Origin of the sequence: Kitasatospora sp. NRRL B-11411 (genome assembly GCF_000721345.1) — a bacterium.
In the GTDB taxonomy this organism is placed as follows: Bacteria; Actinomycetota; Actinomycetes; order Streptomycetales; family Streptomycetaceae; genus Kitasatospora; species Kitasatospora cineracea.
Map to the genome: position 1 here is coordinate 11,811 of NZ_JOGH01000079.1, position 20,326 is coordinate 32,136.

Genomic DNA, 20,326 nt, shown 5'->3' on the forward strand with positions numbered 1-20,326 from the left:
GCCCGGCAAGATCGGCCGGACAGGGCCTAGCAGGCCACTCGTCCGGAGGGGGCCGGGCCGCCGCCTAGAATCGACCCCATCATGACTGCCACTCTCGTCGTCAAGGACCTCGCCGCCGGCCACGGTGAGCGCACGCTGTTCTCCGGGTTGGACCTGGTCGTCGCCCCCGGGGACGTGATCGGGCTGGTGGGGGTGAACGGCGCCGGGAAGTCGACCCTGCTGCGGCTGCTGGCCGGGCTGGACGCCCCGGAGGGCGGCAGCCTGAAGCTGAGCCCGCCGACCGCGAACGTCGGCCACCTGCCGCAGGAGCCGGAGCGCCGCGAGGGCGAGTCGGTGCGGGACTTCCTGGCCCGGCGCACGGGCGTGGCGGCGGCGCAGGCCGCGCTGGACGAGGCCACCGAGGGCCTGGTGGAGGGCCGCCCGGGCGCGGACGACGCCTACGCGGCGGGCCTGGACCGCTGGCTGGAGCTGGGCGGCGCGGACCTGGAGGAGCGGGCCGAGGAGGTCGCCGACCAGCTCGGCCTGAAGGTCTCGCTCGACCTGCCGATGACGGCGCTGTCCGGCGGCCAGGCCGCCCGGGCGGGCCTGGCCTCGCTGCTGCTGTCGCGCTACGACGTGTTCCTGCTCGACGAGCCCACCAACGACCTGGACCTGGACGGCCTGGAGCGCCTGGAGGCGTTCGTGAAGGGCCTGCGCGCGGGCACCGTGCTGATCAGCCACGACCGCGAGTTCCTGGCCCGCACCGTGACCAAGGTGCTGGAACTGGATCTGCACCAGCAGCAGGTCAACCTGTACGGCGGCGGCTACGAGTCGTACCTGGAGGAGCGGGCGATCTCCCGCCGGCACGCCCGCGAGCAGTACGAGGAGTACGCGGACACCAAGGCGGGCCTGGAGGCCCGCGCCCAGATGCAGCGCAACTGGATGGACAACGGCGTCCGCAACGCCCGGCGCAAGGGCGGCGACAACGACAAGAAGGCCCGGGCGCAGCGCGCCGAGTCCAGCGAGAAGCAGGCCGCGAAGGCCCGGCAGACCCAGCGGATGATCGAGCGCCTGGACGTGGTGGAGGAGCCGCGCAAGGAGTGGGAGCTGCGGATGGAGATCGCCGCCGCGCCGCGCTCCGGCTCGGTGGTGGCGACGCTCCGTCAGGCCGCCGTCAAGCGCGGGGAGTTCGCGTTCGGCCCGGTGGACCTGCAGATCGACTGGGCGGACCGGGTGGCGATCACCGGCGCGAACGGCGCGGGCAAGTCGACGCTGCTGGCGGCGCTGCTGGGCCGCCTGGAGCTGGACTCGGGCTCCGCGGCGCTCGGCTCCGGCGTGCGGATCGGCGAGGTGGAGCAGGCCCGCGGGCACCTGTTCGGCGGGGACGCGGAGCAGCCGCTGCTGGCGGCGTTCTCGGCGGCCGTGCCGGAGACGAACCCGGAGGACGTCCGCACCCTGCTGGCCAAGTTCGGCCTGAAGTCGGTGCACGTGCTGCGCCCGGCCGGGACGCTCTCGCCGGGCGAGCGGACCAGGGCGGCGCTGGCGCTGCTGCAGGCCCGCGGGGTGAACCTGCTGGTGCTGGACGAGCCGACCAACCACCTGGACCTGCCCGCGATCGAGCAGTTGGAGCAGGCGCTCGCCTCGTACACCGGCACCCTGCTGCTGGTCACCCACGACCGGCGGATGCTGGACACCGTGCAGGTGAACCGGCGCCTGGTGGTCGCGGACGGCAGGGTCACCGAGGCGTAGCGCCCCCGCCCGGGCGGGCAGGGTCACCGAGGCGTAGGCCCTCGCCCACCACTTCTTGCCAGTACGTGCCGACCGCTTCTTGCCAGTACGTGCCGACCGCGCCCCGGCCCCTTCCGCCGGGGCGCGCCCTGTGCTGGGCTGGCGCGCATGGTTGACAGTGCACCCGCTCCGGCGCCGTCCCACCCGACGACGCCGCTCCGCCCGATGAGTGTCCCCGCCCACGAGGCGGCCGACCGCTGCCGGGCCTTCCACCAGGTGATGGACCAGCGCCGCACCGTGCGCGACTACTCGACCCGCCCGCTGCCCGAGGGGGTGGTGGAGTGGGCGGTTCGGACGGCGGCGACCGCGCCGAGCGGTGCGCACGTGCAGCCGTGGCGGTTCGTGGTGATCACCGATCCGGAGCGCAAGCGGCGGCTGCGGGAGGCCGCGGAGGCGGAGGAGCGCGAGTTCTACGCCCACCGGGCGTCCGAGGAGTGGCTGGCGGCGCTGGCCCCGATCGGCACCGACTGGCGCAAGCCGTTCCTGGAGGACGCGCCCGCGGTGATCGTGGTGTTCGAGGTGCACAAGGGCCCGCACTCGCCGCGCCCCTACTACACCAAGGAGTCGGTGGGCATCGCGGTCGGCTTCCTGCTCTCCGCGCTGCACCAGGCGGGCCTGGCCACGCTGACCCACACGCCCAGCCCGATGCGCTTCCTGAACGAGGTCTGCGACCGCCCGCTGGAGGAACGCGCCGCGTACGTCATCCCGGTCGGCTACCCGGCCGAGGACGCCCGGGTGCCCGACCTGGTCCGCAAGCCGCTGGACGAGGTGATGGTCCGGCTCTGACCTGCCGCGCCCCACGCCCCGGCCTGCGCCCCGACCGGCCCCCGACCGGCCCCCGGCCGGGGCCGGCGGGCAAGGGTGGCGGACGGGGTGGCGGTCCCGATATCCGCTGGTCGGCGCGTTGGTGCATGGCGCATACTCCGTTCATGAGTCACTCCACCGACGCACCTGACAACGTTGCGCGACCGCTCAGCGCGGGCCGCCCGCCCGAGCTGCTGCCCCTCGGCAACGGCGCGCACCTGCGCCGCCGCCGGCTGGCGGACGCCGCCGGGCTGAACGCCGCGGTGCTGGCCAACCTCGACCACCTGCGTCCGTGGATGCCCTGGGCCCAGCAGGCGCCGACCCTCCCGGAGAGCGAGCAGCTCTCGGTGCGCGGCGAGGCGGCCTGGGACGAGGGCAGCGACTTCCTGTACCTGCTCGGCCTGGACGCCGAACCGGCCCTGGTGATCGGCGGTTTCGGCCTGCACGGCCGGATCGGCCCCGGCGCGCTGGAGATCGGCTACTGGGTGCACCGCGAGCACACCGGCCGCGGCCTGGCCACCGCCGCCGCCCGCGCCCTCACCTCGGCAGCCCTCGCGCTGCCGGGCATCACCCGGGCCGAGATCCACTGCGACGAGTCGAACGCGGCCAGCGCCGCCGTCCCGCGCAAGCTCGGCTACACGCTGGACCGGATCGTCCAGGAGGCGCCGACCGCCCCGGCCGAGACCGGCCGCAAGATGATCTGGCTGACCGGCGCCTGACGGCCCGTCGGCACAGCTGGAGGAGGGGGCGGCCCGCACTGGGCCGCCCCCTCCTGCGCGTGCCCGGGCGCCGCCGGTCAGCGCCGGGCGAGCCGTTCGACCAGGGCCTGCCAGCTGTCGCCGAGCAGGGTGGGCAGGTCGCCGCTGTAGCAGCGTTCGGCCGGGTCGGCGGGCGGCTCGCCGGCCAGGAAGAGCAGCGGGGGGCCTTCGAGGGCGCTGGTGAGCTGGAGGGCGAGGGTGTCCGGGTCGGGGAGGCCGAGGGCGGCCTGGCCGAGCAGCATCCGGATGTGCGGGCGGGAGAAGTCGGGGCCGGCGGCGGGCTGGACGGGGCCCTTGCGCTCGAACGCGGCGCGGGCGATGTCGTACCGGGCCAGCAGGAAGGTCGTCCGGGCGCGGCCGTAGGCGATCAGCCGGTCGACCGGGTCGCCGCCGGGGCCGAGCGGGGGCGGGCCGGACAGCACCTGGCACTGGAAGCGCTGCTCCTCGGCGTCGAGCAGGGCGCGGAAGATCCCGGCCCGGGTGCCGAAGCGGCGGAAGACGGTGCCCTTGCCCAGCCCGGCCCGTTCGGCGAGCCCGTCCATGGTGACCCGGTCGACGCCGAGCTCGGCGATCATCGCGCGGGCGGTGCAGAGCAGCACCTCGCGGTTGCGGGCCGCGTCCGCGCGCTCGGTGGGGGGCTTTCCGAAGGGGACCAGGGGGCTGTCCATGCCGCCAATTTACCTGGCGAGAGAAACGGGGTAAAGTCCGTTTACGTCGAGCACGGCGCCCCGGCCCGTGCCCAGCCTTGCCGTACCCAGCCGCACCCGGCCGTACCCACCGCGTCCGCCACTTCCCTGACGGGGCGCGAACCGAGGAGTTCTGTCATGCACCTGTTCCGCCTGGACGCCAGCATCATGCCCGGCGCCTCCACCAGCGCCGAGCTCGCCAACGCCGCCGAGGCCGAGTGGGCCGCCGCCCACCCCGAGGGCACCGTCACCCGCCGCAACCTGGGCACCGACCCGCTGCCCGGCGACATCTGGGCCACCGCCGCCCTGGCCGGCTTCACCCCCGAGGACCAGCGCACCCCCGAGCAGCAGGAGGCCGCCGCGCTCGGCGCCACCCTGGCCGAGGAACTGCGCGCCGCCGACGCCGCGATCATCGCCGTCCCGCTCTACAACTGGGGCGTCTCCCAGCACTTCAAGACCTGGGTCGACCTGGTCATCGCGGGCGCCGGCCCGACCGCCGAACTCCTCAAGGGCAAGCCGGTCGTCCTGCTCACCTCGCTCGGCGGCGGCTTCGCCCCCGGCACCCCCCGCGAGGGCTGGGACCACTCCACCCCGTACCTGGAGCGCATCCTGCGCGACGTCTGGGGCGCCGAGCTGACCACCGTCCGCCGCGAACTGACCCTGGCCGCCGTCAACCCGGCGATGGAGAGCCTGCGCGGCCTCGCCGCCGAGTACCACACCCAGGCCCTGGACGCCGCCACCGCCGCCGGCAAGGCCCTGGTCCGCGCCTGACCCGCACCCGGCACCACGAAGCCCCGCGCACCCGAACCCCGGGCCCGCGGGGCTTCGCCGTACCCCCGCAGCCTCAGACCTCGCCGAACCCACCGGACTTGACCGCCGCGACGAACGCGGCGAAGGCCCCGGCGGGGAACACCAGCACCGGCCCCCGCGGGTCCTTCGAGTCCCGGACCGGGACGATGCCGTGCATCTGAACAAGGTTCATCGCCGGTTCGACGCACTGGCCGCCGGAACCGCTGTAGCTCGACTTGCTCCAACGCGCGGCGCTCAGGTCGGGGAGAAGGGTCACCGTTCCAGTTCCTTTCGTACGGCACGGACCGTCGCCATCGAGTCGGCCACGGACGGCGCGTCAGCCTGCAGGCGAGCGTAGTCCCTGGACCACTCCCGAACAGTGGGGATGTCTCGTTCGAGGTGTCCTTGCTTCATATCCTCCACGTAGCCGATCTGCATGTGGTTGGGGAGGGTGAGCAGGGTCAAGGAGTGGTGGAACGGGCGGCGGGCGCCGAGGCTGAAGGGCGCCACCTGGATGATCATGTTCGGCAGTCCGGCCAGTTCTTCGACGCGGCGCAGCTGCGGAACCATCACCGCAGGACCGCCGACCTGCCAGCGGAGTGCGCTCTCGTCCATCACCACGTGGATCATGGGCGCCGGTTGTCGGGTGATCGCCGCCTGCCGGGCGAGCCGGAAGGAGAGCCGCTCGGCGGCCTGTTCGGTTGAAATGTTGCCACGCGAGACTCCAGCGGCGAGTTCGACCTGCGCGTACTCCGGAGTCTGGAGCAGCCCCGGCATGATGCCGAGCTCGAAGAGTCGCAACTCGGTGGCCTTCGCCTCGCACTCGGTGAACTCCGGAAAGCCTTCGAACAGTGCGGTGTGCCGGATGTTCCAGTACATCAGCGCCAGCGTCCCGCCGGTCTCCAGCACCTCGTCCGCCCTGTTCACGGTGTCGATGTGAGGCATCCGGCTCGCGCGCTCGAAGCAGCCGACGTAGGTGCCCGTGACGCCCAGCAGATCTCCGAGCTGGGCCTGGGTGAGCCCCTTCGCCTCGCGCGAGCGCCGGAACTGGACCCCGAACGCGTGCGCGGGAGAAATCGTGGGGTCAAGGTCCTTCTTGTTCACGGCAGTTGCCCCCCAACTGAAATATCCAGACTGTCCGGTTCAGATGGTGGCGGAGCGTCAGCGATCCCGCAACCATGGACACACGGACGGTCACACAGCGTCCGCATCGCGGGTCTGACCGCCCGGCCCGCCGCACCCCCTTCCGTCCAGCACCACCAGCCGCGAGGTCATCCACCATGTCCGACCACCCGTACCCGGAGTCGAGAGCGAAGTTGACGATCCGCGTCTACACGGTGCGGGCCGACGGCACCCGGCTGCCGGTCTCGTCCTGCACGTCCGACGAGCCGCTCGTGCCCGCGCCGCGCTCCGCGCTGACCTGGCCGGTCTGCCGGTGTCCGCGGTGTGCCGACGGGCGGGGGGAGTCGGATGCGGTCTGAGGAGCGGCCTGCGGACCCCGGCGAGGAGGTCCGGCGGCGGGCGTGGACGATCGCGGACCGGCTGGCGCGGGCCGGCGGGGAGGAGGCATGGCTGATCTCCTTCGAGGACGGGTACCGGGTCGAACTCCGCTCGACCCGGCCCGCGCCGGACGTGCCCGGGGTGCTGGCGGCCCTCGCGCTGGGCGACCGCTGGGGGCACCGGCGCTCGGTCCTCCCCTGCACCGACGGCCTGGTGCAGGACACCGTGTGGAGCGAGGTCCGGCTGGAGCCGCCCGACGGTCCGGGCCGGGGGCCGGAGGGCCGCACCAGTGGTGTCGGCGAAGGGAGCCTTAAGGGTGGCTCAAGCGGGCCGGGGAACGCTTGACGGGCCTCGGCGACCCGGGCATTTTGAGTGCACGGGGCGGTCCGTCCGCCTCGTGCACGGTGTTCGAAACCCGTCCCCGGGACGGGTGTTGAGAACCAACCCCCACACGGTCCGGCCGTCGCGCTCCCCCACAGTCAGTAAGCGCGACCGGCCGGGCCGGTTCCGTGCCCCCGCCGGCCACCGCACCGGCCCACCGGCCCGAAATCGTTTGCCCGGCCGGTGAGAATGGCCGGTATGCCGCACCTCGACGCCACCGCGCTGCTCACCGCCATGGACCCGCTCCCGCACCACGAGCGGGAGGCGCTGTTCGCCCGCGCCGTCCGGGCCGCCGGGCCCGCCGAGGTCGACGCGCTGGTCGACGCGCTGGCTGCGGACGGCTGGTACGGGGCGCGGCTGGCCGCGTTCGCCGCGGTGCTGACCGGCCGGGCCGACCTGCTGGGCGCACTGCTGGACGCGCCGGACCGGGTGGTGCGCGGCCGGGCGGTCGACGCGCTGCGCACCGTGCCCGGGCTGGACGGGGCGGTGCTCGCCGCCTACCCGCACGCGTCGTCCGCCGCCCGGCGGGCGCTGCGCCGGGCGGTGCTGCGCGGGCGGCGCGCCGAACTCGCCGCCCGGCTGCTGCCGGTGGCCCGCGCGCACTGGGGCGAGGCGGAGGCCGCGGCGCTGCTGGCGGCCTGCCCGCCCGCGCTGGTGGCCGCCGAACTGCCCGGCCTGGCCGACGCGGTGCGGTCCTGGTCTGCGCTGGCGGCCCGGCACCCGGACGCGGTGCTCGACCACGTCGCGGGCGAGCTGGCGGCCCGGTCGGCCGACCCGCGGGCCGACTGGTGGCAGCTGTACGGTCCGCCGGTGGCGGCCGTGCTGCGGCGGCGCCCGGCCCGGGTGCTCGACCTGCTGGAGCGCCACCCCGGCCGGACGGTCCCGCCTGCGGTCCGCGCCGGTTTCGGCCACCTGGTGGCGGTGGACGCCGAACGCGCCACCGCCTGGCTGGCCGACCCGGCCCGCCCGTTCCAGCCCTGGGAGCAGCCGCCCAGCCGCAGCGCGCTGCGCCGGATCGTCCGGGCCGATCCGGCCGCCCTGCCCGCGCTGGGCCGCCGCTGGCTGCCGGAGCCGCGCCTGTTCGCCGTCCTGCTGCGCACCCTGCCGCCGTCCCGGCGCGCCGCGTTCCTGGACGCCGTCGCCGACGGGCAGCCGCCGGGCGCCGACCGGCTGACCGCGCCGGTGCTGCGCCTGCTGCCGCACGGGCGCCGCCACGCGGAGGCCCGCCGGCTGCGCGCGGAGCAGGCCGCCAAGGGCCTGACGGACCGTCAACTCATAGACCTCACCGCACTGCTTGAGCCCGCCAAGGCCCGGGCCGAGCTGCTCGAACGCACCCGGGTGCCGGACGCAGCCGAGCGTGCCGAGGTGTGGCGGCACCTGGTCGCCGCGGCCGCCGCCGACCCCGACCCGGCCGCGCCCGGCGTCCTGCTCGCCGACCTGCGCCGGGTCCGCAACGAGCAGGACCCGGTCCGGCAGGCCGCCCTGGCCGCGCTGGCCGACTTCCCCGCCGACCGCTTCACCGACGCGCACGCCGACGCCCTCACCGAACAGGCCGCCGACGCGCTGGACGCCCGCGACTGCTCGCCCGCCACCCGCCGCGCGCTGTCCGCCCTGGCCCTCGCCGCGCTGGCCGCCCACCCCACCGGCGAGCGGCCCGACCTGCTCGCCTTCGCCCTGCTGACGGTCGAACAGCTCACCGCCCGCGACGGCGGACTCCCGCTGCCCGCGCTGGCCCGACGGCTGCGCCGCGGCCAGGAGCGGCAGGTGCTGGAGGCCCTGCGGCCCTGGCTGGACGCCGAGGACCGGCGGGGCCACCACCGGCTGCTGTTCGCGCTGGTCCGGGCACTGGACGAACGGGCCGGGCAGCTGCCGGAACTCGACGAGCGGCTGGGCCGGGCCGCGCGCGACCCGCGGGAGCGGACCGCCGCCGAGGCGCTGCGGCTGTGGCTGCTGCCCCGCCACGGGCGCACCCCGAAGGTGCTGGCGGCGATCGAGCACGACCCGTCCGCCGTGTTCTGCGACCCGGTCGCCCGGCACCTGGCCCGGGTCCGCACCGACCTGCTGGACCTGGCGCTGGCCGAACAGCCGCCCACCGGACGGTTCCTGCGCCCCGGCGACCACCGCCCGCTGCCGCCCGTCGACACCCCGGAGCGCTGGACGCCCCGCCAGGTGGACCGGGCCGCCGCCCTGCTCGCGGAGATCGCCGCCACCGCCTGGCGCACCCGGCAGCAGCGGGCCACCGCCGTCCACCTGGCCGCCGCACTGCCCGGCCCCGGCCCGGCCGTGGCGCGCCGCCACCTCGACGACCCGGACCCGCTGATCGCCGACACCGCGCTCGCCGCGCTGCCGCTGGCCCCCGACCCGGCCGCCGCACTGCCCGACCTGCTGGCGCACGCCGGGGACGACCGGGCCCGGACCGCGCTGTACGCCGCCGGCCGGGCCGCCCGGCACACCCCTCCGGACCGGCTCGGCCCGCTGCTCGCCGAGCTGGCCGCCCGCACCACCGGCAGCAAGGTCACCTCCCGCAAGGAGGCCGTCCGGCTGGCCGCCGCCCTGCTGCCGCCCGCCCGGGCCGCCGAGGTGCTCACCGCCGCCTTCCACGCCCCCGGGCAGCACCCCGACGTCCGGGCCGCCGCGACCGCCCACTGCCGGGAACTGCTGGACGCCGACCCCGTCTGGGCGCTGCTCGCCGAGGCCGCCGAGGCGCCCGAACCGCAGCTGCGCCGGGCCGTCGCCGCGCTCTCCCCGCACCTGCTCCCGGCCCGCCACCGGGCCCGCTACGCCCGGCTGGTGGCCGCCGTCGCCACCCGGCCCGGCCAGGAGCCGGACGCCGCCCGGACCGCGGTCGCCGCGCTGCCCGGGTGGGCCCGGTACGCGCCCGAGACCGCCGAGGTGCTGCCCGGCCTGGTCACCGACCTCGACGACCGCGCCGTCTGGGGCGCCGCCGCCCTCGCCCTGCGGGCCGTCGCCCTCGGCGACCGCGCCCACCCCGTCGGCGGCGGCGCCCCCGGCAGCCTGCTGCACCGCACCCTGGCCACCCTGCTCGCCGCGCCGGAGGAGACCGCTCCCGGCCCCGCCCGGGACCAGCCCGTCCGGCAGCGGATCGTCTCGCTGACCACGCTGCCGGTCACCCGCCGCTTCCCGGAGGTGCTCGAGCAGGTCGACGAACTGCTGCGACCGCACGAGGAGTTGCTCGACCTCCGGGCCGCCCTGCTGGCCCTCGCCGCCCGCCCGGGGCGTCCCGGCTTCGGCCCCGCCTTCGCCCGGCTCGCCGACGCCCTCGCCGACCGCCCCGTCCTCGCCGCCCGGCTGGCCGCCGGCCTCGCCGACACCGTCGCGGGCACCGCGCCCCTGCCGGTCCCCGCCGACACCGCCGTTCCCGACGCCCTGCTCGCGCTGCTCCCCGGCCGCGGCCCGGCCCTCGGCCTGCTGACCGCCGCGCTCGCCGACCGCCTGGGCACCCGCTGCGTCTGGACCGGCCGCTGGCTGCCCCTGCTGGCCGCCCTGCGCACCCACCCCGACCCGGAGGTCCGGGCCGCCGCCCGCGCGGTGACCACCGTCCCGGAGTGACCGCCGCACCGTGACGGGCCGTCAGGTGAACGTCCGGAGCGGCGGGTTGACGGTGCGCCACGGGCGGGTGACGTTTCGTCCGGCTTGTTGACCGTCCGGGTTCGCCCGGGACCGTTCAGGACTACGATCGATCAATGACGGACACCACACGCAGAGCAAGCGAAAGCGCCGAACTGGCGGCCCGGTACCCGGCCCTGCACGCGCCGCAGCGCTGGGAGTGGGGCGGTATCGACGCCCAGTTCAGCACCGATCTGCCGCCGGACGAGCTGGTCACCAACATCCACCTGGTGGGCTTCGCCGAGGGCCGGGTCGTCCTGTGCCGGGACGTCCGGGGCCACTGGTTCCTGCCCGGCGGCACCCGGGAGGCCGCCGAGAGCGTCGAGTCCTGCCTGGAGCGCGAGTTGCGCGAGGAGGCCGGGGCCCGGCTGGTCGGGCCGCCGACCTGGATCGGCCACCACCTGGCGGTCACCGACACCCCGGTGCCCTACCGCCCCTGGCAGCCGCACCCGGTGAAGGCGTGGCTCTGGGGCTGGGCCGACGTCCTGGTCGACTCCGCCCCCACCAACCCCGACGACGGCGAGCAGGTCGTCGAGGTCCGCCCCGTCGCGCCCGAGGAGGCCCAGCGGCTCCTCTCCCAGTACCGCGAACCCTGGTGGCCCGAACTCGTCGCGCTGGCCGTGGAGTCCCGCACCGGCTGAGGGGCGGCCGGGCCCGGCCGCCCCTCGGGGCGCGCTACTTGCCGAGGCCCGCGCGGCGCAGGGCGTCGGCCATGGCCGAGTTGGCGGGGGCGGGCTGGGCGGTGTTCGGGCGGCGGTCCTGGCGCGGGGGGCGGGAGTCGCGGCGGGGGGACTGCTCGCGGCGGTTGCCACCGCCGCCGCTGCCGGAGCCGGAGCCCGAGCCGGGGGTGGTGTCGTCGTCGAGGCGCAGGGTCAGGCCGATCCGCTTGCGCGCGACGTCGACGGTGGTGACCTTGGCGCGGACGATGTCGCCGGGCTTGACCACCTCGCGCGGGTCCTTGACGAAGTTCTTCGACAGCGCGGAGACGTGCACCAGGCCGTCCTGGTGCACGCCGATGTCGACGAAGGCGCCGAACGCGGCGACGTTGGTGACCACGCCCTCCAGCACCATGCCGACCTCCAGGTCGGAGATCTTCTCCACGCCGTCCTTGAAGGTGGCGGTCTGGAAGGCGGGGCGCGGGTCGCGGCCGGGCTTGTCGAGCTCGCCGAGGATGTCGGTGACGGTCGGCACGCCGAAGGTCGCGTCGGCGAAGTCGCCGGGCCGCAGCGCGCGCAGCACCGCGCCGTTGCCGATCAGTTCGCCGAGCTGCCCGCCGGTCGCGGTGAGGATCCGGCGCACCACCGGGTACGCCTCGGGGTGGACGGCCGAGGCGTCCAGCGGGTCGTCGCCGCCGGGGATGCGCAGGAAGCCCGCGCACTGCTCGAACGCCTTGGGGCCGAGCCGGGCGACGTCCTTGAGCGCCTTGCGGGTGCGGAACGGCCCGTTGGCGTCCCGGTGGGCGACGATGTTGTCGGCCAGCGTGCCGGTGATGCCGGAGACCCGGGTGAGCAGCGGCGCGGAGGCGGTGTTGACGTCGACGCCGACGGCGTTGACGCAGTCCTCGACCACGGCGTCCAGCGAGCGGGAGAGCTTGAGCTCGCTCAGGTCGTGCTGGTACTGGCCGACGCCGATCGACTTGGGGTCGATCTTGACGAGCTCGGCCAGCGGGTCCTGCAGGCGGCGGGCGATCGAGACGGCGCCGCGGATCGACACGTCGAGGCCGGGCAGCTCCTGGGCGGCGAACGCGGAGGCGGAGTAGACGGACGCGCCGGCCTCGCTGACCATCACCTTGGTGAGGCCCAGCTCGGGGTGACGCTTGATCAGGTCGGCGGCCAGCCGGTCGGTCTCCCGGGACGCGGTGCCGTTGCCGATCGCGACCAGGTCCACCTTGTGCTCGCGAGCCAGCCGGGCCAGCGTGGCGAGCGCGGCGTCCCACTTGTTGGCGGGCTGGTGCGGGTAGATCGTCTCGTGCGCGACGACCTTGCCGGTGGCGTCCACGATGGCGACCTTGACGCCGGTGCGGAAGCCCGGGTCGAGGCCCATGGTGGCGCGCGTCCCGGCGGGGGCGGCGAGCAGCAGGTCGCGCAGGTTGGCGGCGAAGACCCGGACCGCCTCGTCCTCGGCCTCGGCGCGCAGCCGGGTGCGCAGGTCGATGCCGAGCCGGACCAGGACGCGGGTGCGCCAGGCCCAGCGGACGGTGTCGGTCAGCCACTTGTCGGCGGGGCGGCCGCGGTCGGCGATGCCGAAGCGGGCGGCGATCCGCTGCTCGTAGTCGCTGGCGCCGGGCAGGTCGGCCTCCTGCTCGCCGTCGAACGGGGAGAGTTCGAGGTCGAGGACCTCCTCCTTCTCGCCGCGCAGCATGGCCAGGATCCGGTGCGAGGGCAGCTTGGTGTACGGCTCGGCGAAGTCGAAGTAGTCGGCGAACTTGGCGCCGTCCTGCTCCTTGCCGCCCCGGACCTTGGCGACCAGCCGGCCGCGGGTCCACATCCGCTCGCGCAGCGAGCCGACCAGGTCGGCGTCCTCGCCGAAGCGCTCGACCAGGATGGCCCGGGCGCCCTCCAGCGCGGCGGGGGCGTCGGCGACCTGCTCGTTCAGGTACGTCGCGGCGAGCGCGGAAGGGTCCTGGGAGGGGTCGTTCAGCAGGGTGTCGGCGAGCGGTTCGAGGCCGGCCTCGCGGGCGATCTGCGCCTTGGTGCGCCGCTTGGGCTTGTACGGGAGGTAGATGTCCTCCAGCCGGGCCTTGGAGTCGGCGGCGAGGATCTGCGCGCGCAGCGCGTCGTCCAGCTTGCCCTGGGCCTCGATCGACTCCAGGACGGCGGTGCGGCGCTCCGCCAGCTCGCGCAGGTACCGCAGCCGCTCCTCCAGGGTGCGCAGCTGGGTGTCGTCGAGGGCGCCGGTGGCCTCCTTGCGGTACCGGGCGATGAAGGGCACGGTCGCACCGCCGTCGAGCAGGCCGACGGCGGCCTGCACCTGGTTCTCGCGGACGCCGAGTTCTTCGGCGATCTTGCGTTCGACGGGCATGGTCACGGTGCCGGTCACCCCTTCAGACGGTTGCGCGGTGTCGCCCGTGCATTCTGGCAGGTCCGGCCGACGTTCATCCGGTGGTCCGGTCGGCCGCCCGGAGCGTGGCGCGTTCCGGGGACGCGGGCGGACACGCGTCCGAGCGGCCCGGAGGCCGGTCGGATCGTCTGGTATGAGAGGTGGACGACCGTTTTCCGGGCTCCCGTCGGCGCCGCTGCCGGAGCTGCCGTCCGCGCGCATTGGAGGACATGGTGGCGCAGGCCCCCGCCCCGGCACCGGCCCCCGCACCGACCCCGGCACCGGCCCTGCGGCCGCCCGACCGGCCGGTCCGCTGGACCCGCCCCGCCGACTGGCCCCGCGAGGTGCTGGCCCTCGCCGCGTACTGGATCGCCGGCCGGGTGCTGATGGTCGGGCTGATCCGCTCCGGCCGGACCGAGCCCGCCATCGAGGTGCACCGGCTCTACCACGGCTGGTACCAGGTCCTGCGCACCGGCACCTTCCCGGTCGGCGACGTCACCTGGCAGTACCCGCCCGGCGCGGCGCTGCCGATGCTCGCCCCGGGCCTGCTGCCGTTCCTGACGTACCTGCAGTCCTTCGTGCTGCTGTCCCTGCTGGCCGACGCCGCCGTGCAGGCCGCCCTGCTGGCGGCCGGCCGCGGCCCGGGGCGCTCGACCTGGGGGGCCTGGGCGTGGGCGCTGGCCCTGCCGCTGCTGCTCGGCCTGCCGTACGGGCGCTACGACCTGTCGGCGACCGCGCTCGCGGTCGGCGCGCTGCTGCTGTTCCCGGCCCGGCCGCGGCTGGGCGGGGTGCTGGCCGGGATCGGCGCGATGGTCAAGGTCTGGCCCGCGCTGACGCTGCTCGGCACCCCGCGCGGCCGCACCACCCGGCAGGCCTGGACGGCCGCCGCGCTCTCCGCGCTCGCCCTGCTGCTGGTCCTCGCCGCCTGCTTCGACCACACCCTCGGCTTCCTGCACGCCCAGGGCGGGCGCGGCGTGGAGATCGAGTCGCTGGGCGGCAGCGCCCTGCAGGCGGCCCGGCAGCTCGGCTGGTCCGGCCGGGTCGAGCAGCACTACGGCTCGTTCGAGTTCCTCGGCCGGTACGTGCACCGGATCGCCCAGCTGTCGCTGCTGCTGACCGCCGCGGCCTTCGGCTGGCTGCTGCTGTGGCGGGTCCGGGCCCGGCGCTGGACGGCCGCCACCCCGTACGACGCGGCGCTGACCGCGGTGCTGCTGTTCACCGTCACCAGCCGGGTGATCTCCCCGCAGTACCTGGTCTGGCTGATCGGCCTGGCCGCCGTCTGCCTGACCGTGGAGGACACCACGCAGCGGCCGGTCGCCCTGCTGCTGCTGCCCGTGGTCGGCGTCACCACCGTCGACTACCCGCTGTTCTTCGACGCGATGCAGGCCGGCGGCTGGTGGCCGACCGCGGTCATCCTGCTCCGCAACGGGCTGCTGCTGGGCGCATCGCTCTGGTCCGCCGCCCGGCTGTGGCGGGCCACCGCCTCGCCCCGGCCCGCCGGCACCGGCGGCGTCTCGGCGGTCTGACGGGCCGTCGGGAGACGTAGACTGCCCCGATGGCCGACACCGCGCTGGACCGGCTCGCCGCCGGGAAGTACCTGCTGATCACCAGTTACAAGAAGGACGGCAGCCCCGTCGCCACCCCGGTCTGGGTGGTCCGGGACGGCGACGCGCTGGGGGTGTGGACCGTCGCCGACTCCTGGAAGGTCAAGCGGATCCGGCGCCGCGGCGACGTCCTGGTCGGACCGTGCGACGTGCGCGGCAACCCGAGCGGCTCCCCGCTGCCCGCCACCGCCGAGATCGCCGACCCCGCCACCACCGAGCGCTACCGGCAGTTGCTCGGCCGCAAGTACGGGCTGGTCGGGCGGCTCACCCTGCTCGGCAGTCGGCTGCGGCGCGGCAAGGACGGCACCGTCGGCATCACCGTCCGGCTGGACGGCTGACGGCTGCCGGCGGTCACTGGCGGCCGCCGGCGTTCAGCCCTCGTACGGCAGCAGCTCCGGGCGCTTCGCCGGGCGGCCGTCCCCGGAGGAGCGGCCGCGCAGGCGGCGGCCGATCCACGGGCCGACGTGGGTGCCCAGCCAGCGGACGTCCTCGCGGGCCTTCCGGCCGCGGGTGCGGGTGTCCGGCTCGGCCAGCGGGGCCCGCCAGTCCTCGGCGGACGGGCGGCCGAGCGCCTCCAGGACCGCCAGCGCGACCCGGCGGTGGCCCTCCGGGGACAGGTGCAGCCGGTCCTCGGCCCAGAGCCGGCGGTCGTCGAACACCGGCGCCGAGAACAGGTCCACCAGCACCACCCCGTCCGGGTGCTCCCGGACCACGCCCTCCACGAACGCCTTCATCCGCAGGATCGCGGGCAGCAGGCGGCTGCTGCCCGCCATCCGCCGGGTCGGATCGGTGGAGGTGAACAGCACCACGGTGCGGCCCTCGGCCAGCAGTTCGCGGGTGCACTCGCCGAGCAGCCGCTCGACCTCGGCCACCTCGCAGCCCGGGCGCAGCACGTCGTTCAGGCCGCCCGCCAGCGTCACCAGGTCGGCGTCGGTGGCCGCGGCCAGGTCGACCTGCTCGGCCCGGATCTGACCGATCAGCTTGCCCCGCACCGCCAGGTTCGCGTACCGGAAGCCGTCCGCCCCCGCCTCGGCGGCCAGCGCGTCGGCGACCCGGTCCGCCCAGCCGCGGAACTGCCCGTCGGGCAGGGTGTCGTCGCACATCCCCTCGGTGAACGAGTCCCCCACCGCCACCATCGCCCGGTACTGCCGCACACCGCCTCCTGGAGTCGTCCCTGGCCGGGCCCCACCCTACCGAGCGGCCCGCCGGGGGCGGGGGCGCGGGAGGGGAGAGACGGGGGGACGGGGGTCGAGACAGGGATGCGGTCGGTGGCGGGCCCGGCGGTCGGGGGCGGGGAGCGGGCGGGGCACCACGTCCAGGGTGGCCGGGCCGTTGACGATCATCGAGGGGAGGCGGGCGGGTGTCCGGTCGGGTTCGGCCAGGGCCAGGGCGGGCAGCCGGGCGAACAGGGTGCTGAGCGCGATCTCCGCCTCCAGCCGGGCGAGCGGGGCGCCGACGCAGAAGTGCGGGCCGTGGCCGAACGCCAGGTGGCTCTTGTCGGGGCGGCCCGGGTCGAACGCGTCCGGGCGCTCCGGGTGCACCCGCGGGTCCCGGCCGGCGGCGGCGAAGCCGAGGATGATCGGGTCGCCCTTGCGGATCAGCACGCCCTCGCCGAGGTCGAGGTCCTCGACCGCGTAGCGCAGCGGGACGTGCATCACCGGGCCCTCGACCCGCAGGGTCTCCTCGATCACGTCCGCCCAGCCGAGCCCGCCCGTCCGCACCCTGGCCAACTCGGCGGGGTGGGTGAGCAGTTCGAGGGCCGCGCTGGTGATCAGGTTGACGGCGGTCTCGAACCCGCCGGTGATCATCGTGAACAGGGTGCCGACCAACTCGGGCTCGGACAGCGGCCGTTCGCCGGGGCGGTCGGACAGCAGCAGGTCGCTGGTCAGGTCGGCCGCCGGGTCGGTCCGCTTGCGTGCCAGCAACTCCCGCAGCCGGACGTCGAGTTCGACTTGCGCGGCGAGTGCGCGGTCCTCGTCGAGCGAGGAGTCCAGCACGGTGTCGATCGCCTCGCAGAGTGCGCCGCGCAGGTCCTCCGGGACGCCGAACAGGTCGCAGATCACCGTCAGGGTGAGCGGCCGGGACAGTGCCAGCCGCAGGTCCGCGCGCTCCCCGGGGGCCAGTTCGGCCATGGCTGCCACCAGCCGGTCCGCCGTGGCCTGCACCTGCGGGCGCATCCGCTCCACCCGGCGCGGCAGGAAGGTCGGCGCGAGCCGGTTCCGCGCGGCGCGGTGCTCGGCCCCGTACTGGTTGACGAAGCTGTCCTGGAACGCCACCGGCCCCAGCACCCAGCCCTCCGGCACCTCCGCCGCCCCCGGCCAGTGCAGCCGGAAGTCCCGGGAGACCCGCGGGTCGGTGGTCAGCGCCTGGATCACCGCGTGCCGGGTCACCGACCAGGCCCGCACCCCGCCCGGCAGTTCCACCCACACCGCCGGGCCCTGCTCGCGCAGCTCCGCGGCCTCCGCGTGCAGCGCGGCCCCGGCCGGGTCGAGGAACGGGCAGCCGGTAACGGAAGAATCGGACACGGTGTGCTCCCCTCACCGAAAGTCCCCGTACTGCCCCCATGGTGGGGCCCGCCGCGCCACCGCCGGAAGACTCCGCGCAGCTCTGTCCGGATTGCGCCCCCGGTACCGTCAACTCCCCTTCCACCAGCACCTGTTGACACCAGGAACCCCACCCGCGCCGGACGCGCGGGTGGGGTTCCTGGGCCCTGTTGCTGACGGGCCGTCAGATCGAGCCGAGGGCGACCGCGGCCTCCGGGGTGTGCAGCTGGAAGGTCAGGGACTCCTGGAGGTAGAGGTGCACGGTGGTCTCGTCGTGGGAGAGGTAGCCGATCGAGAGGTCCTCGCCCAGGTGCAGCTCGAAGTCGCCGCCGCGGGCGGACAGCAGGACGGCGCCCTCGACCGCCGGGGCCCAGATGATCTCGCCGTCCAGCAGGCGGGCCAGGTGGTTGTGGACCGGGTAGCCGTGGTCGGAGGTCTCGTTGACGGCGGTGAAGGCGTCCGCGCCGAGCAGCAGCGAGTAGGGGCCGCCGACCCCGGCCAGGCGCAGCGCGGTGAGGGCCCGGCTGACGGCGTTGGGGTACTCGCGGACGTCGGCGGGCAGTTCGACCGGGTGGTTGGAGGAGCCGTCCCGGATGCCGGTGATCCCGGCGGCCGGGTAGCCGTCGAAGACCGCGCGGTCCTCGGCGAGCGCGATGGTGCGGGCGGCGTCCTTGACCGGGTCCCAGTCGGAGTCCTGGGAGCCGCGCTCGACGTCGTCCACGGCGGCCCGGGTGACGGTGAACGGGACCCGCAGCTCGACCACCTGGAGGGACTCCCGGGCCCGGGCCTGGACGCCGCTGCCGGGGGCCGCGATGTCGGCCAGGTGCCCGGTGCCGACCGCGGCCAGCCCCGGCCCGTCGGGCCCGGCCAGGTCGACCACCCGCCGCCCGGCGACGTGCAGTCGGAAGGTCCGCCGGGCCTCCTCCTCGATCTCGTCCCAGGCGGCGGCGGAGACGGGCGCCAGGTCGCGGTGCAGGTTGTTCACGATGTGGTGCTCCTTTTCAGGCTGCCGATGCGGAGGCTGCCGTCCCGGACCGGCAGGGGCACGGCCCGAGCTTCGGCCCGGGTGCCGGGGGCGGGGGGCGGGTCGTTCAGGAAGTCCGCGGAGGGGACGTGGAAGAAGGTCCCGGTGACGGCGGTGGAGAAGTCCAGCAGCCGGTCGTGGGCGGCGGCCCCGCGGCCCAGGAACATGTTGCGGAGCATCTCCTCGGTGACCCCCGGGTCGCGGGCGTACCCGATGAAGTAGGTGCCGCACTCGCCGCCCTCGGCGAACGACCCGAACGGCATGTTCAGCCGCCAGATGTCGCGGTCCTCGCCGTCGGGGCCGGTGACGGTGTTCAGGGCGACGTGCGAGTCGGCGGGCTTGGCCGCGTCGTCCAGCTCGATGTTGTCGAGCTTGGTGCGGCCGATCACCCGTTCCTGGTGCTCGGTGCTGATCGCGTTCCAACCCGCCATGTCGTGCAGGTACTTCTGCACGATGACGTAGCTGCCGCCCGCGAAGTCCGGGTCCTCGTCGCCGATCAGGACCGCTTCGGCGGCGTCCCGGCCGGTGGGGTTCTCGGTGCCGTCGACGAAGCCGATCAGGTCCCGGCAGTCGAAGTAGCGGAAGCCGTGGGTCTCGTCCAGCACGGTGACCCGGTCGCCGAGCCGCTGGCTGATCCGGGTGGCCAGTTCGAAGCACAGGTCCATCCGCTCGGCCCGGATGTGCAGCAGCAGGTCGCCGGGGGTGGCGGGGGCGAGGTGCCGGGGTCCGGCCAGTTCGACGAACGGGTGCAGTCCGGCGGGGCGGGGGCCCGCGAACAGGCGGTCCCAGGCGTCGGAGCCGATCCCGACCACCAGGCCGACCTCCTCGTGCGGGGCCCGGGAACCGACCGAGCGGGCCAGCCCGCCGAGGTCCGGCAGCAGGTCGCGGACGGTCTGCTCACCGCCGTCCTCGATCCCGAGCACCAGGAACACGGCGGCCCCGGTCAGCGCGGCGAGGACCGGTTGGGGCTGCGGCATGGCGGGGGCTCCCAGGGGGCTGCCGGACGTTCGGACGCGAGCCGACCATACCGGGCAAAAGGTTCGAGAACCCGTGATGGCGCCCGAATCGGGCGTGTCCGGCGGAACCGGGCCGGGAGGGGTCCGCGGCGGCCCCGGCTCAGGCCCGTTCGGCCCGCCTGACCTGCCGCAACTCGGCCAGCTCCGCGGTCATCCGGGTCAGGAAGCGCACCACGGTGTCCACCTGTTCCGGCGCGAACTCGGCCCGCACCCGGTCCGTGCACTCCGCGACCGGGGCGAACCACTCACCGGCGATCCGGGCCGCGTCCGGGTGGTAGTGCACGTGCACCTGCCGCCGGTCCGCCTCGTCCTTGGTCCGGTGCACGTGCCCCGCCCGCTCCAGGCGGTCCAGCACCGCGGTCACCGCGCCCGAGGTGAGCCCCAGTTCGGCCCGCAGCCCGCCGGGGGTGATGCCGGGCGGATCGGCCGCCCGCAGCACCGCGAGCAGCGCCTGCACATCGGTGGCGTGCAGGCCCGAGGCGGCGGCGAAGTCGTGCCCCAGCAGGTTCATCTCGGACGCCAGCCCCTGCAGCAGCCGCCCGAACTCCCGCTGCTCCACCACCCGCTCCTCCACCGCACCCACCACCCGCTGCTGCCCGACCGTGCCGCCCCGACCCTAGCGCGACCGCCTCCGCCGGGGCACGGAGGAACGGCACGGGGCCGGGAGCCGGGGACGCGTCGGGGCCGGGCGAGGGACGCGTCGGGGGCGGGAGCCGGGGACGCGTCGGGGCCGGGCGAGGGACGCGTCGGGGGCGGGAGCCGGGAACACGTCGGGGCCGGGCGAGGGA

19 protein-coding genes are annotated in these 20,326 nt (G+C 75.5%); 10 read left to right on the plus strand and 9 right to left on the minus strand.

What is annotated here, in order from left to right; genetic code table 11:
* Positions 1-81: 81 nt before the first annotated feature.
* The 3 genes from IH44_RS0127550 to IH44_RS0127560 all read left to right on the plus strand — a co-directional run bounded on the left by IH44_RS0127550 (position 82) and on the right by IH44_RS0127560 (position 3,290).
* Positions 82-1,728, plus strand: coding sequence for an ABC-F family ATP-binding cassette domain-containing protein (locus IH44_RS0127550; protein WP_030462445.1), 1,647 nt, complete (start codon positions 82-84; stop codon positions 1,726-1,728).
* 147 nt (positions 1,729-1,875) lie between these two features.
* On the plus strand, positions 1,876-2,553 hold the full coding sequence (locus IH44_RS0127555; protein WP_030462446.1) for a nitroreductase family protein: 678 nt from the start codon (positions 1,876-1,878) through the stop codon (positions 2,551-2,553).
* 143 nt (positions 2,554-2,696) lie between these two features.
* Positions 2,697-3,290, plus strand: a complete 594-nt coding sequence (locus IH44_RS0127560) for a GNAT family N-acetyltransferase (protein ID WP_063759695.1) — start codon at positions 2,697-2,699, stop codon at positions 3,288-3,290.
* Positions 3,291-3,367: 77 nt separating this feature from the next.
* Here IH44_RS0127560 and IH44_RS0127565 read toward each other — a convergent pair whose 3' ends face one another.
* Entirely contained in the window at positions 3,368-3,997 is a 630-nt protein-coding gene (locus tag IH44_RS0127565) for a TetR/AcrR family transcriptional regulator (RefSeq protein ID WP_030462448.1), read from the minus strand.
* A 156-nt stretch (positions 3,998-4,153) separates the two neighbouring features.
* On the opposite strand from IH44_RS0127565, the gene IH44_RS0127570 reads away from it, so the two are divergent.
* Positions 4,154-4,786 carry an FMN-dependent NADH-azoreductase gene (locus IH44_RS0127570; protein ID WP_030462449.1) on the plus strand — a complete coding sequence of 211 codons (633 nt, stop codon included), beginning with the start codon at positions 4,154-4,156 and terminating at the stop codon, positions 4,784-4,786.
* Between the two features lie 73 nt (positions 4,787-4,859).
* Here IH44_RS0127570 and IH44_RS0127575 read toward each other — a convergent pair whose 3' ends face one another.
* Both IH44_RS0127575 and IH44_RS0127580 read right to left on the minus strand, forming a co-directional pair.
* Positions 4,860-5,081 (minus strand): DUF397 domain-containing protein, encoded by a 222-nt coding sequence (locus tag IH44_RS0127575; RefSeq protein ID WP_081967157.1) that lies wholly within the window; start codon positions 5,079-5,081, stop codon positions 4,860-4,862.
* On the minus strand, positions 5,078-5,908 hold the full coding sequence (locus tag IH44_RS0127580) for a helix-turn-helix transcriptional regulator (RefSeq protein WP_030462451.1): 831 nt from the start codon (positions 5,906-5,908) through the stop codon (positions 5,078-5,080). The genes IH44_RS0127575 and IH44_RS0127580 overlap by 4 nt, the downstream gene beginning before the upstream one ends.
* A 176-nt stretch (positions 5,909-6,084) precedes the next feature.
* On the opposite strand from IH44_RS0127580, the gene IH44_RS0127585 reads away from it, so the two are divergent.
* The 4 genes from IH44_RS0127585 to IH44_RS0127600 all read left to right on the plus strand — a co-directional run bounded on the left by IH44_RS0127585 (position 6,085) and on the right by IH44_RS0127600 (position 10,953).
* Positions 6,085-6,285 carry a hypothetical protein gene (locus IH44_RS0127585; RefSeq protein WP_030462452.1) on the plus strand — a complete coding sequence of 67 codons (201 nt, stop codon included), beginning with the start codon at positions 6,085-6,087 and terminating at the stop codon, positions 6,283-6,285.
* Positions 6,275-6,649 (plus strand): hypothetical protein, encoded by a 375-nt coding sequence (locus IH44_RS0127590; RefSeq protein WP_030462453.1) that lies wholly within the window; start codon positions 6,275-6,277, stop codon positions 6,647-6,649. The genes IH44_RS0127585 and IH44_RS0127590 overlap by 11 nt, the downstream gene beginning before the upstream one ends.
* Positions 6,650-6,883: 234 nt before the next feature.
* Positions 6,884-10,255 (plus strand): hypothetical protein, encoded by a 3,372-nt coding sequence (locus tag IH44_RS46725; protein ID WP_030462454.1) that lies wholly within the window; start codon positions 6,884-6,886, stop codon positions 10,253-10,255.
* Positions 10,256-10,389: 134 nt separating this feature from the next.
* Entirely contained in the window at positions 10,390-10,953 is a 564-nt protein-coding gene (locus tag IH44_RS0127600) for an NUDIX domain-containing protein (protein ID WP_051817388.1), read from the plus strand.
* Between the two features lie 34 nt (positions 10,954-10,987).
* On the opposite strand, the gene IH44_RS0127605 is transcribed toward IH44_RS0127600, so the two are convergent.
* Positions 10,988-13,333 carry a Tex family protein gene (locus IH44_RS0127605; protein WP_051817391.1) on the minus strand — a complete coding sequence of 782 codons (2,346 nt, stop codon included), beginning with the start codon at positions 13,331-13,333 and terminating at the stop codon, positions 10,988-10,990.
* Between the two features lie 248 nt (positions 13,334-13,581).
* Here IH44_RS0127605 and IH44_RS0127610 point away from each other — a divergent pair, with 248 nt between their 5' ends.
* The gene (locus tag IH44_RS0127610; protein ID WP_081967159.1) at positions 13,582-14,877 is read left to right on the plus strand and encodes a glycosyltransferase family 87 protein; all 1,296 of its coding nucleotides are present in this window, start codon (positions 13,582-13,584) and stop codon (positions 14,875-14,877) included.
* A 29-nt stretch (positions 14,878-14,906) separates the two neighbouring features.
* On the plus strand, positions 14,907-15,293 hold the full coding sequence (locus IH44_RS0127615) for a PPOX class F420-dependent oxidoreductase (RefSeq protein WP_030462458.1): 387 nt from the start codon (positions 14,907-14,909) through the stop codon (positions 15,291-15,293).
* Positions 15,294-15,326: 33 nt separating this feature from the next.
* On the opposite strand, the gene IH44_RS0127620 is transcribed toward IH44_RS0127615, so the two are convergent.
* The 5 genes from IH44_RS0127620 to IH44_RS0127640 form a co-directional block, all read right to left on the minus strand.
* Complete coding sequence (locus IH44_RS0127620) at positions 15,327-16,109, minus strand: SGNH/GDSL hydrolase family protein (protein ID WP_081967160.1); 783 nt, start codon at positions 16,107-16,109, stop codon at positions 15,327-15,329.
* A gap of 36 nt (positions 16,110-16,145) precedes the next feature.
* Positions 16,146-17,480 (minus strand): cytochrome P450, encoded by a 1,335-nt coding sequence (locus IH44_RS49510; protein WP_081967161.1) that lies wholly within the window; start codon positions 17,478-17,480, stop codon positions 16,146-16,148.
* Positions 17,481-17,682: 202 nt separating this feature from the next.
* Entirely contained in the window at positions 17,683-18,483 is an 801-nt protein-coding gene (locus tag IH44_RS0127630) for a family 1 encapsulin nanocompartment shell protein (RefSeq protein WP_030462461.1), read from the minus strand.
* Positions 18,480-19,499 (minus strand): Dyp-type peroxidase, encoded by a 1,020-nt coding sequence (locus tag IH44_RS0127635; RefSeq protein ID WP_030462462.1) that lies wholly within the window; start codon positions 19,497-19,499, stop codon positions 18,480-18,482. Before IH44_RS0127635 ends, IH44_RS0127630 begins: the two co-directional genes overlap by 4 nt.
* A 139-nt stretch (positions 19,500-19,638) precedes the next feature.
* Positions 19,639-20,121 (minus strand): MarR family winged helix-turn-helix transcriptional regulator, encoded by a 483-nt coding sequence (locus IH44_RS0127640; RefSeq protein ID WP_030462463.1) that lies wholly within the window; start codon positions 20,119-20,121, stop codon positions 19,639-19,641.
* Positions 20,122-20,326 lie beyond the last annotated feature (205 nt).

Bases quoted from the DNA above. Each gene is read 5' to 3' on its own strand.
- IH44_RS0127550 (WP_030462445.1), top strand. From the start codon at position 82: ATGACTGCCACTCTCGTCGTCAAGGACCTCGCCGCCGGCCACGGTGAG.
- IH44_RS0127555 (WP_030462446.1), top strand. From the start codon at position 1,876: ATGGTTGACAGTGCACCCGCTCCGGCGCCGTCCCACCCGACGACGCCG.
- IH44_RS0127560 (WP_063759695.1), top strand. From the start codon at position 2,697: ATGAGTCACTCCACCGACGCACCTGACAACGTTGCGCGACCGCTCAGC.
- IH44_RS0127565 (WP_030462448.1), bottom strand. From the start codon at position 3,997: ATGGACAGCCCCCTGGTCCCCTTCGGAAAGCCCCCCACCGAGCGCGCG.
- IH44_RS0127570 (WP_030462449.1), top strand. From the start codon at position 4,154: ATGCACCTGTTCCGCCTGGACGCCAGCATCATGCCCGGCGCCTCCACC.
- IH44_RS0127585 (WP_030462452.1), top strand. From the start codon at position 6,085: ATGTCCGACCACCCGTACCCGGAGTCGAGAGCGAAGTTGACGATCCGC.
- IH44_RS0127590 (WP_030462453.1), top strand. From the start codon at position 6,275: ATGCGGTCTGAGGAGCGGCCTGCGGACCCCGGCGAGGAGGTCCGGCGG.
- IH44_RS46725 (WP_030462454.1), top strand. From the start codon at position 6,884: ATGCCGCACCTCGACGCCACCGCGCTGCTCACCGCCATGGACCCGCTC.
- IH44_RS0127600 (WP_051817388.1), top strand. From the start codon at position 10,390: ATGACGGACACCACACGCAGAGCAAGCGAAAGCGCCGAACTGGCGGCC.
- IH44_RS0127605 (WP_051817391.1), bottom strand. From the start codon at position 13,333: ATGCCCGTCGAACGCAAGATCGCCGAAGAACTCGGCGTCCGCGAGAAC.
- IH44_RS0127610 (WP_081967159.1), top strand. From the start codon at position 13,582: ATGGTGGCGCAGGCCCCCGCCCCGGCACCGGCCCCCGCACCGACCCCG.
- IH44_RS0127615 (WP_030462458.1), top strand. From the start codon at position 14,907: ATGGCCGACACCGCGCTGGACCGGCTCGCCGCCGGGAAGTACCTGCTG.
- IH44_RS0127635 (WP_030462462.1), bottom strand. From the start codon at position 19,499: ATGCCGCAGCCCCAACCGGTCCTCGCCGCGCTGACCGGGGCCGCCGTG.